The sequence below is a fragment of the Cellulophaga geojensis KL-A genome (assembly GCF_000568425.1).
Classification (GTDB): Bacteria; Bacteroidota; Bacteroidia; order Flavobacteriales; family Flavobacteriaceae; genus Cellulophaga; species Cellulophaga lytica.
Window position 1 is genome coordinate 86,513 of sequence record NZ_ARZX01000010.1, and the last position, 11,820, is coordinate 98,332.

Genomic DNA, 11,820 nt, shown 5'->3' on the forward strand with positions numbered 1-11,820 from the left:
TTTAAAAGTGTTTTTTTGTTACAATATTTTACAAATAGTTAATTTATAAGGAATTGAGTTATTTTTAAAGATTACTGCAAACGTTTGCATAATCTTCAATTTCTTAAAATTTTATGTATTTCATCGAAATGGGGTGTATTTCATCGAGTAAATACAATAAGTGGAGAATACATATACGCAAGGTTACGTTATAATTGTACCAAATTGAAACTTAACCAAAATTTTACTAAATGAAATTAATTTTACCCCAAAAAATTAGACTCATTTTTGTAACACTACTACTCGTTAGTATTACAAATCTTAAATCGCAAACAAAAAATTACGCTACAGCAGTTCCTATACAAGATAGGGTAGACAATGCAAATAACGCTGTAGATGGTAATTTATTAACCAAAGCAGACATAAATGCTAGTTCCGGAATACTTGTAGGTATTGGAGCGTACTCAGGGCATTTAGAGTTGCAGTATCCTACAGATTTACCTGCAAACACAACAAGCTACACTAAAATAGAAACTACTGATGATATATTACCTAGTTTGTTAGGTGGTAGCTTAGGAGGCCTATTGTCAGACATTGCAGGAGTTTTACTTTTAGGTAACCAACAGTTTACTGTTGCTGCAAAAAAAGATGCAGTTACTGTACTAGAAAAACAATCTACAGAAGCAAACGGATTCTCTACAGAAGATTTACGTGTTGTAGTAGATAAAGATAACAATTACTTTTTGGCTGTTACACCAGACCAAGAGTACAATAGAATACGAATTGAAAATAGTATAGGATCTCTAATAGGGTTAAACAATACCAGACAGTTAGGTGTGTATGAATCTTATTACACAACAGGAACAGGTGATTGTGGTTTACCAAGTTATACTTCTTTTAGCGGTAATGGTATTTCTTTAGACCTTTTAAATTTAGGAGGAGCAGGAGTAACAAATCCAAATTTTGCTATAGATGGTGATGTATCCACTTTTGCAGAGTTAGGTTTAGGAGTTTTAGATGTTGCAGCAAGCATACAGCAAACTATTTATTTTGACGCAGATTCTGGTACAGATGATGTAATATATGTGCGTTTGGCAGTAGATCCTTCTCTAGTTAGCTTAGGGTTACTAAATAATATTAATATTACAGCAAGCAATGGTGTACAAGAAGTATACTCATCTAACATATCTAGTTTATTATCTTTAGATTTATTAGGTCTATTGCAAAATGGTAATAGTACAGTAGTAGCGTTTAAGCCTAGTGCTTCTGTTAATAGAGTTACTATTAGTTTGGCTTCTTTGTTAAACGTTGCAGTTAGTCAGCAAATTAGACTTTATGATATTTATAGAGCACCAGAACAACCAGTATTTACAGACTCATCTACAGATATTAGTATATGTAGTGGCTCTACAGCAGAAATAACAGCAACAGCAAATGGCGCAGCTGTAGAATTACGTTGGTATGATGCAGAAACAGATGGTAATTTGTTAGCAACAACCAATTCTGGTGATACATTTACAACACCAGCTTTAAATACAAGTACCACTTATTATGTAGCTTCTGCATATGTAGGTTGTACAGAAGAATCTCCAAGAGTAGAGGTTCCTGTAACTGTAATGGAAATACCTACTGCAGCAGATATTACTGTAATTGGTAATGAAAACCCTATTTGCTCACAAAGTAGTGTGGTATTAGTACCTTCTAGTGCTATAGATGCAACATACAATTGGTTTTTAGACAGTGCAGAAACAATGCCAATTACTAACGGTATGGTTGTAAACGGAGCAACATACAATATAGATGAAAACGGAGTTTTAACCATTACAGGCTTAACAGACGTTAATAGTCCGTATACTTACTATGTAGGTAGTACAGATAATATTGCAGGTTGTAAAAATGTAGATGGCGATTTAAAACCTGTAGCTGTAACTATTGTAGATTCTTCTAATACAGCTGTAGACGTTACTCTAGACACCAACATTAGCTTAGCTAACTTAATTACTATTTTTCAGGTAAACCCAACCACAGACATTAATGGTTCTGTAACAGGAGACGTTAATGTAGGAGATGAAGTTACTGTAGCTATAAATGGTACAACTTATACAGGCATATTAGACGCTAACTTAGATTTTAGTATTGCAGTAGACGGTACAGATCTTTTATCTGATATAGATAATGTATTAGAAATTTTTATATCTGGCGGTTTGTGTAGCATTACAGATGATGTTACAGTAACAATACCAGAGTTTATACTAGATAATTTAAATCAGGTTTTTTGTGCATCAGATAATGCAACTTTATTAGATTTAGATGTAAATGGTAATAATGTTGTATTTTTTGATAGTCTTTTAGGTAGTGCTACAGTAGATGCTAATGCAGCTCTAACAGATGGTGGCACATACTATGTAGGACTTTTAGATGTTCCTTTATCTGTATTACCACGTGTACAAATAACGGTTTCAATTTTAGATACTCCTGCACCAACCACAACAAGCACTACACAAGTTTTTTGTGAAGCAAATAATCCGGTAGTTGGAGATATTCAGGTAAATGAAACCGCTGTTGTTTTTTATGATGCGGAAACAGGAGGCACAATGTTAGACCCTTCTACAGCTTTAGTAGATGGTGCAACATACTATGTTGCTAATACAGAAAACGGTTGTGAAAGTAGTGAAAGACTAGCTATTACAGTAACCTTTACGCAGCCTGCACCAACAACTAGTAGTACTGCACAAGAATTTTGTAGTACAAGTAATGCTACCTTGGCAGATATACAGATAAACGAAACCGCTGTTGTTTTTTATGATGCAGAAACAGGAGGTACAATGCTTTCATCTGATACGGCCATAGTAGATGGTACAACATATTATGTAGCAAATTTAACATCTGGTTGTGAGAGTGAAGATAGATTAGCAATTACAACAACAATAGAAGAAGCAGAGCAAGCTACACTTACAGGTATTTTTGAAGATGCTTGTTTAGAAGATAGTTACATGTATACCACAGAAACAGATAAGCAAAATTATGTGTGGACAGTTACTGGTGGTACAATTACAGATGGTGGTACAAGTACAGATAGTTTTGTAACGGTTACTTGGGACGATTTAAATAACACAGAAATTACAGTTACTTATGATAGTGCAAGTGGTTGCACCTCAGAAGAAGCTATATTAAGCGTAGGTGTTATTAGTTGTGGAGAGGTTTTAGGTGAAGAGTTTTGCTTGTTTGTTTACAACGAGTTTTCACCAAACAATGATGGGTATAACGATTTCTTTAAAGTACAGTGTTTAGAAGATTATAGTTCTAATACATTACAAGTATTTAACAGAAACGGAAACCAAGTTTTTGAAACAGTTAATTATAGCAATAACTGGGATGGTGTAGCAAATGTAAATGGTGTTTTACGTAAAGGAGATCATTTACCGTCTGGCACGTATTACTACATACTTACTATTCCAGAATTAAACAGAACCTTAAAAGGTTGGCTACAAATAGCAAGATAAAACAAAACCTACACAACAACCCCAAAAGAATATTACAATGAAATTAACCAAAAATATAAAATACCAATTACTGCTTGCGCTTGGCTTTTTAGGCATATGTGCTTCTAATGCACAGCAAGCACCACAGTATACACAATATATGCATAACACTATGGCGCTTAACTCTGGTTACACTGGTACAAGTGGCAAGTTAGAGGCTACCTTTTTACATCGTTCCCAATGGGTAGGTTTAGAAGGGGCACCAAGTAACCAGTCTTTTTCAATACAGGGTAAGTTTGGAGAAAAAGTTGGTTTAGGGTTAAGTGCAATTAATGATAAATTAGGAGCATCTAATAACATTACTGTAAATGGTAATTTTGCTTATGAACTGCCTTTAGGTTATGTAACTAAATTATCATTAGGTATAAACGCTGGTGTAGACATTTTAAACATAGATTGGTCTAAAGGATCTTATGAAGATAATATGGATCCTGTTTTTAATGAAAACAATAAAGATGTACGTCCCGTTTTAGGCATAGGAGCATTTATGTACGGTACAAAATGGTACGCAGGTGTATCTACCCAAAACCTTTTTAATTCATCTGTTTTAAAAGATAATGATGAGGTTGTTACAGATCGTAAAAGCCAGTACTACGTAATGGGTGGTTATGTGTTTGATTTGTCTGGTAATTTAAAATTTAAACCAACAATTTTAACAAAACACGTATCTGGAGCACCAATAACGGTAGATGTTTCTGGTAACTTTTTAATTAATGATAAATTTAGTATTGGAGCAGCATACCGTTATGATGATGCCGTTAGTGCATTAGCAGGCTTTAACATAACTAAAGAGTTATTTGTTGGTTATGCGTATGACTATACGTTAACAGATTTAGGAGATTACAATAATGGTTCTCATGAAGTTATTTTAAAGTACAGTGTTTTCAATTCTAAAAAGAGAGCATTATCACCAAGATTCTTTTAAAAATATAGATATGAAAAAAAGTTTATTCATTTTAAGTATACTTTTTGCTTCATTATCTGTAGCACAAAGTAAAGAAGATAGAGCAGATGTATATTTTGAAGATTTTAAGTTTAGTGAAGCTATAAAATTATATTCAAGTGTAGCATCAGAAAAAAGAAAACCATCGTTACACGTTATACAACGTTTGGCAGATAGTTATTTTAATATAAACGATTACCAAAATGCAAAAGATTGGTATAGTAAGTTATATAGCATAAAAGGAAAAGAAGTAGGAGAGAGTAACTTAATAAAATTGGTACAAAGTTTAAAAGCTAGTATGCATATAGATAGGGCAGATGAACTTTTAAAAGAGTATTACACCAATCCTACCAAATTAAAAATGATTTTATTACAAAAGGCGTATTTAGATAGTATTTCTAAGACAAAACCAAAATACACTATTAAAAATATGCCTTTTAATAGCTCAAAGTCAGATTTTGCACCTGCCATGTACTCAAGAGGATTGGTATTTGCATCTGCAAGAGACACTGCTAAGTCTAATAAACTTTACCCTTGGAACAAACAACCGTATTTAGATTTGTATTTTACAAACCCTAAACAAGAAGATTTTGTACCAGAAAAGTTTTTAGAAAATATGGAGTCTAGTTTTCATGACGCAACCATAGCAATTTCTAATAATGGAAGAACAGTATATTTTACCCGTAATTTTATTAAAAAAAATAAACTTAATGCCAATGCAGATGGGTTGTCTAATATGCAAATATTAAAGGGTACAATTGCAGATAATAAGTTGGTAAACGTTATGTCTTTAAGCTTTAATAGTAAAAACTATTCTTGTGGCCACCCAGCATTAAGCGCAGATGGGCAACGCCTTTACTTTACATCTAATATGGATGGCGGTTATGGTTCTAGTGATATTTATGTTGTAGAGCTATCTGCATCTGGAGACGTAGTTGGTAAACCTGTTAATTTAGGGCCAACTATAAATACAAGGGGTAGAGAAATGTTTCCTTTTGTAGATAAGGACGAATTGTATTTTTCATCAGACGGACATTATGGTTTAGGCGGCTTAGATATTTTTGCGTCTAAAATACTACCAAATAGTGAGTACTCATTACCATTAAATATGGGGAAACCTATAAACAGTAATATGGACGATTTTTCTTTTATTAGAGAAATGGCTTCAAACAGCGGCTACATAGCATCTAACCGTTATGGAGGTATGGGAGATGATGATATTTATCATTTTGAAGGAGCAAAACCTGTAAACTGTTTAGAGTATTCTGGTAATGTATATAATAAGCTTACAAAACAGCCATTAGAGCGAGTATCAGTTGCTATTTATGATGAAGATGACACGCTAATACAAAATAGTAAAACAGATGTTAATGGGTATTATAATTTTATTTTACCTTGTAACCAAACAAGTAAAATTGTATTTGCTAAGGATAAGTATTCTAAAAAAACAATAACAATAGCAACTCAAGAAAACCCAGAAGAACCATCATTAAATAATAAAGTATATTTAACACCTTTTGAGAGTTTAATTGTGAAAGAGGATAACGTAGAAAAAATTAATGTAGAACCTATTTATTTTGATTATGATAAATACGATATTACGCCAAGAGCAGAAATAGAACTACAAAAAGTGCTTTTTGTTTTAAAAGAGTTTCCAAAGACTAAAATAAAAATAGAATCGCATACAGACTCTAGGGGTAAAGATGCTTATAACTTAGAGTTGTCGGACAACAGAGCAAAATCTACCCGAAGATATTTAGTGTCTAAGGGAGTAGATATAGACCGAATAGAAAGTGCCAATGGTTTTGGCGAATTAAAACTTAAAAATAAATGTAGCAACGGTGTAAAATGTTCAGAGCAAGAGCACCTAGTTAACCGAAGATCTGACTTTATAATTGTTGCTAAATAATAATACGACTAGTTTTCCCCAAATCTTGAACACAAAGCACCGTTTTTACGGTGCTTTTGTTTTTGTTAAAGTATCTTTAAAATACTGGCTTAATATTACGTCATTGATTATTTTTAGGGTTAAAAATTAAGAAATATGAAAAAAGTTATAACATTAGTAATGAGTTTGTGTTTGGTTGTAGCGTTACACGCAAACACAACACCTTTAAATTCAGAGATTAAAGTAGGAACAGAACTTAAAATAGGTGCGGCATCTGCAGCTACCTATCAACATTTAGTTTTACCCAGAAAAAACTTTATTATTAAACGAGGTGGACTTGCAAATTACAAAAGCCTAAAAAACCTTACTGTTGTGGTTACGGCCGTAAATACTAAAAAAAATGGTGATGTTGAGGTTACATTAAAACGTAAAAACAGTAAAAAGTTTTTTAATAGTCACCCAACTATTAAAGCAGATTATACTAAAGCAATAGCAGAAAAAGAGCTAATTAAATAGTATAATATATAGGGCACTGCCTAAATTATTGGTAAATTTGCAGAGTTTTTTAATAATTATTAATAATTTAATTGTAGTGAATGAGGTATAGATATCTGTTATTTGTTTTTTATTTGTGTTTTGTAACCGCAACCGGACAAATATCAGATTTTGCTAGATTAGAATATAAGGTTTTACCCAGAGGAAACTCTAATTTTGGATACAGTAGAGCTCGTGCAGCTGTTAATTACCCAATAGAACTTAAAAATAGCAATTACCTTTTGTTAGGTTTAGATTATAGCAATATAGAAATGTCTTTTGATCCTGAAATTGCTAAGTTTAATACAGATATTATTCAGGACTTTCAGATGTTAGAGTTTAACCTAGCATACATTAAAAAATTAAAAAACGATTGGCGTTTGGGTGTACGTTTTACTCCCGGATTTAGCTCTAATTTAGGCAGTAAAATTACCTTTGAAGATGCTGTCTTTGCAGGTGATGTAGTTTTTATTAATGATAAACGTGATGATACTACTATTGACAAGCCTTACCGTTTAATAGTAGGAGTATCTTATTCGCAAAACAGAGGTATTTCTTTTCCATTACCTTTTATTAGTTACTACCGTAAATTTCATCCAAAATGGTCTTATAATTTAGGCGTTCCTAAGTCTAACTTACAATACCATATCTCTAAAAAATCTAGATTAAAACTGGTAACAGAATTAGACGGTTTTACAGCCAATATACAAGAAGGCTTACCTGTTAATAACGAAGAAGATTTAGCAAAAAAAATAAATGTATCTCTTATTTTAGGTGGGTTACGCTACGAGTTTAAAATAAAAGATCACCTAGAACTTTTTTGTAATTTTTCTGGCGTACTTATGGAAACCGCAGAGTTAAGAAATAAAGACAACGACAAGGTATCTACCGTAGATAAAAAAAATACCATTTACTTTGGTACGGGAATACGTATAAAAAAATAATTTTTTTTAATATCCCTATAAACCGTTACATATTTATTGTAGCGTAATATTACTTTTACTTCTATGATAAGAGAAACAATACCGTTAATAATTGTAGTGGTTGTGGTAACACTTTTGTATGTAAAACTTAAGCACATTTTATCTAACAAAAGTGCAGCTAAAAATTTAGAATTATTTTTAAAAAACAATTATGGTACAACTCTAAAATATAAGAATTTAGAGCGTTTTTTTAATACTGCTACAATGAACCCTAATTGCTTTACTGTTGTAATTTATGAAGCAAGGAACCCCAATGTAGAAATGCATTTAACTTTTGATGCAAGTAAAATAGTAGAACAAAAAGATGTTGCATCTGTATATCCAAATGAACTATCTTTTAATGAGACCTATATAGAAAAACAACAAGTTGTGGCTACACAAGCAGTAATTTCAGATAAAATGAAACCTCTTGGGGTTGACTTAAAGTGGAGTTATAATTTTATAGAGTTAATTTTTGATAAAAGTTATACAGAGAACGAAGTTCTAGAAAAAGAGCAATTTTTTTTAAATTTATTTGCTAAAGAAGACACAGATAAATTGGGGTATTACCACAGCTTTACGCTTCACTTGAGTTTTAAGGATAATGAATACCCTTTGCTAAAACATTTTGTAGAGCAAAAAAATGATAAATGGGAGTTAAAAGATATATCGTTAAATGAAGAAGATAAATCTTTTAAAGAGGTTAGTTTACTGGTTAACACTGTAAAAAATGAATATTTAGAAAGTAAACAACCCGCACTTAAATTAGCTAATTATTATGGTACATTAGTTAATAAAGTAGACTTTAGTAGAGTTATTTGGGTAACTTACACAGAGCATAAAAGAACAAAAAAAGAGCTAGAAGAGGCTAAAAAAGGAGTATATGTATCACCAATAAATGGTTATGTTGTTGTGTATTGGAATTTGTTTAAAAAACAAGCACAACACATTGCGTTTGTTTCTTTAGATGAGCATAAATCTATTGATGAAGTTTTAGAGTATGAAAAAGACAATTTACTATAGTTAACCGCTAATCTAGTTTGTTTTTTGTGCTAAAAAACATAGAATATTGTATATTGTAGCATACAATTTTATGATACTTTCCAAACCATTTATGTTGTCAAAAAAAATAGTTTTCTTTTTCCCTTTTTTATTGTGTTTTATTTCAAAAGCACAGGAGTTACCACCAATTAGTATTATTACTCCGCAACAATATGCAGCAGAAAACCAAAATTGGGATATTTCTCAAAACCAAAACAACTTAATTTATATAGCAAATAACGGTGGGTTATTAGAGTACAACGGTGCAGAATGGAAATTATATGCAGTGCCCAATAACTCTATTGTACGCTCTGTAAAAGCTATTGGAGACAAGGTTTTTACAGGTAGTTTTATGGACTTTGGTTACTGGCAAAAAAATGCTTTAGGTGTATTAGAGTACTATTCTTTAAGAGAAAGTTTAAATCTTCAACTAGTAGACGGTGAACAGTTTTGGAACATAGAAAATATAGATGGTTGGATAATTTTTCAATCACTATCAAGAATATATTTAATCAACCTAGAAAAAAAAGAAGTAAAACGTATAGATGCTAAAGCTACTATAGGTAAAATGATATATGTAGACAATACATTGTATTATCAAGAATTGGGTGTTGGTTTATTTAAAATTGAAAATGAAAAGAGAAAACCAGTAAGTAACAGTAGTTTTTTTAAAGAAAATAAAATAATTACCATACTAAAGCAAAATAACCAATTACTATACCTTACAGAAAATAATGGTTTTTATACCATTAAAAATGAAGAGCCTGTAAAATGGATTACCTCATTAAATACTGATAAAATTAGTGTTTACAATGCTATAAAACTTAAAGATAATGGTATAGTTGTAGGAACAATATCTAATGGTGTTTATTTTTTAAATGAAGACGGATCTTTAAAATATAAACTTAATAGACAAAAAGGAATAAGTAATAACACTGTACTTTCTTTGTTTGAAGACCGCTTTAAAAATGTTTGGTTAGGTTTGGATAATGGTATTAACTTTATAAATAACTCGTCTAGGTTTAACGTGTTTACAGATAATGATGGTAAGTTAGGAACTGTTTACACATCTATAGTACATAACGGTTATTTATACTTAGGTACCAACCAAGGTTTATTTTATAAAGAAATTAAAAAGCAAACAAATTTTAACTTTATTCCGGGTACAAAAGGACAAGTTTGGATATTAAAAAATATAGATAACACTCTTTTTTGTGGTCACGATAAGGGAACATTAATTATTGAAAATAATAAAATTAAAAACTTTATTAAAAATGCTCCAGGCACTTGGGATTTTAAACCTATTAATAAAGATAAAAGCCTTGTTTTACAAGGTAATTATAACGGCCTACACATACTTAAAAAACAAAACGGAAGTTGGGAGTATAAAAACCGGTTAGAAGGCTTAAATATGTCTAGTCGTTTTTTTGAAAATATAGGAAACACCATTTATGTTAATCATGAGTTAAAAGGGCTGTACAGACTTAAAGTAGATGCAGACTATAAAAAAGTACTTAACAAAGAGTATTTATCTGTGTCTAAAGAGGGCAGTGGTTCTAATATTATAAAGTTTAATGGTTCTTTACTTTATTCATCATCTCAAGGCATATTTACATTAAAAAATAATGAGTTTGTTAAAGACTCTATGTACTCAAATCTTTTTAAGGATTATAGTAGTTTAACAACATTAATGAAAATAAAGGAAGACAGTACAAAACTATGGCGTTACGCAAATGATAACATTTCTATTTTAAGTTTTGGTAGTATTAGTAGTGAGCCTAAACTCACAAACATACCTGTAGCACGTAATGTAGTAAATAGTGTAGCAGGTTTTGAAAATATGACTCAAGTAGGAGATATTGGTTATTTGGTAGGCACATCTAACGGTTATTTGGTTTTAAATAACTTAAATAAAGCAGATACAGAACAATTAAATATTAATATAAACTCTATTGAGGCTTACAAAAGGGATGATCCTAAATTTAAAGTAAATTTGTTTGAGAGTAGTACGCTAAAAAACAAAGAAAACAATATAGCTTTTCATTATAGTTTTCCTTTTTTTAATACAATTGTAAAAAATAAGTACCAGTATCAATTAAAAGGCTTGTCAAACAAATGGTCTAATTGGTCACAAAATACGTCTCAGCTTTTTGAAAACTTACCGTACGGTGAATATACATTTAACGTTAGGGGAAAATCTGGTAACAATACAACAAACACAGCCAGTTACACCTTTACTATAGAACGCCCTTTTTACCTATCTAACATAGCAATTGCAATATACATTTTTGCTTGTGTGTTACTTTTTAAACTAATAGATGTGTATTATAAAAACAAACAAAAAAGAGCGCTGTTAAAAACACAACAAAAGCTGTCTAGAAAAGAACTAGAAAATAAACAGCAATTAACCCAGTTAAATAACGAGAAGTTAAAGCTAGACATAGAAAATAAGAACAGAGAATTGGCAATTTCTACAATGAGTATTATAAAGAAAAATGAATTTTTAAATACCATTAAAAAAGAACTTATAAAAGCTAATTTGGGAAATAAGGTTTCTTCTGTAATTAAAATAATTGATAAAAATATTAACAATACAGATGATTGGAAACTATTTCAAGAAGCTTTTAATAATGCAGATAAAGACTTTTTAAATAAAATAAAAGCCAAGCACAGTACACTTACTCCAAACGATTTAAAACTGTGTGCATATTTGCGTTTAAATTTATCTTCTAAAGAAATTGCTCCTTTATTAAACATCTCACCTAGAAGTGTAGAGGTAAAGCGATATCGTTTGCGAAAAAAAATGAATTTACCGCATGAGACAAGTTTAACTAGCTATATTTTGGAATTATAGTACTACTACATTTTTTAATTTTACCAATACATTACCACAACATTAACTATTTTAATTAATTGTGAGTTTTAAATTTG

Annotated in this window: 7 protein-coding genes; all 7 read left to right on the forward strand. The window is 30.9% G+C overall.

What is annotated here, in order from left to right:
- Window positions 1-230 precede the first annotated feature (230 nt).
- Complete coding sequence (locus tag KLA_RS09335; RefSeq protein ID WP_034645288.1) at window positions 231-3,482, forward strand: T9SS C-terminal target domain-containing protein; 3,252 nt, start codon at window positions 231-233, stop codon at window positions 3,480-3,482.
- Between the two features lie 37 nt (window positions 3,483-3,519).
- On the forward strand, window positions 3,520-4,446 hold the full coding sequence (locus KLA_RS09340; protein WP_013622819.1) for a type IX secretion system membrane protein PorP/SprF: 927 nt from the start codon (window positions 3,520-3,522) through the stop codon (window positions 4,444-4,446).
- 10 nt (window positions 4,447-4,456) lie between these two features.
- Complete coding sequence (locus tag KLA_RS09345; RefSeq protein WP_034645327.1) at window positions 4,457-6,373, forward strand: OmpA family protein; 1,917 nt, start codon at window positions 4,457-4,459, stop codon at window positions 6,371-6,373.
- Window positions 6,374-6,508: 135 nt separating this feature from the next.
- Window positions 6,509-6,868, forward strand: a complete 360-nt coding sequence (locus KLA_RS09350) for a hypothetical protein (RefSeq protein ID WP_034645290.1) — start codon at window positions 6,509-6,511, stop codon at window positions 6,866-6,868.
- An 80-nt stretch (window positions 6,869-6,948) separates the two neighbouring features.
- Window positions 6,949-7,830, forward strand: a complete 882-nt coding sequence (locus tag KLA_RS09355) for a DUF6268 family outer membrane beta-barrel protein (RefSeq protein WP_051456075.1) — start codon at window positions 6,949-6,951, stop codon at window positions 7,828-7,830.
- Window positions 7,831-7,893: 63 nt separating this feature from the next.
- Entirely contained in the window at window positions 7,894-8,871 is a 978-nt protein-coding gene (locus tag KLA_RS09360) for a hypothetical protein (protein WP_034645292.1), read from the forward strand.
- A 70-nt stretch (window positions 8,872-8,941) separates the two neighbouring features.
- Window positions 8,942-11,743 carry a triple tyrosine motif-containing protein gene (locus KLA_RS09365; protein WP_051456076.1) on the forward strand — a complete coding sequence of 934 codons (2,802 nt, stop codon included), beginning with the start codon at window positions 8,942-8,944 and terminating at the stop codon, window positions 11,741-11,743.
- Window positions 11,744-11,820: the final 77 nt, after the last annotated feature.

What these genes read in the sequence shown, in the direction of transcription:
- KLA_RS09335 (WP_034645288.1), top strand. Translation starts at nt 231, where the DNA reads ATGAAATTAATTTTACCCCAAAAAATTAGACTCATTTTTGTAACACTA.
- KLA_RS09340 (WP_013622819.1), top strand. Translation starts at nt 3,520, where the DNA reads ATGAAATTAACCAAAAATATAAAATACCAATTACTGCTTGCGCTTGGC.
- KLA_RS09345 (WP_034645327.1), top strand. Translation starts at nt 4,457, where the DNA reads ATGAAAAAAAGTTTATTCATTTTAAGTATACTTTTTGCTTCATTATCT.
- KLA_RS09350 (WP_034645290.1), top strand. Translation starts at nt 6,509, where the DNA reads ATGAAAAAAGTTATAACATTAGTAATGAGTTTGTGTTTGGTTGTAGCG.
- KLA_RS09355 (WP_051456075.1), top strand. Translation starts at nt 6,949, where the DNA reads ATGAGGTATAGATATCTGTTATTTGTTTTTTATTTGTGTTTTGTAACC.
- KLA_RS09360 (WP_034645292.1), top strand. Translation starts at nt 7,894, where the DNA reads ATGATAAGAGAAACAATACCGTTAATAATTGTAGTGGTTGTGGTAACA.
- KLA_RS09365 (WP_051456076.1), top strand. Translation starts at nt 8,942, where the DNA reads ATGATACTTTCCAAACCATTTATGTTGTCAAAAAAAATAGTTTTCTTT.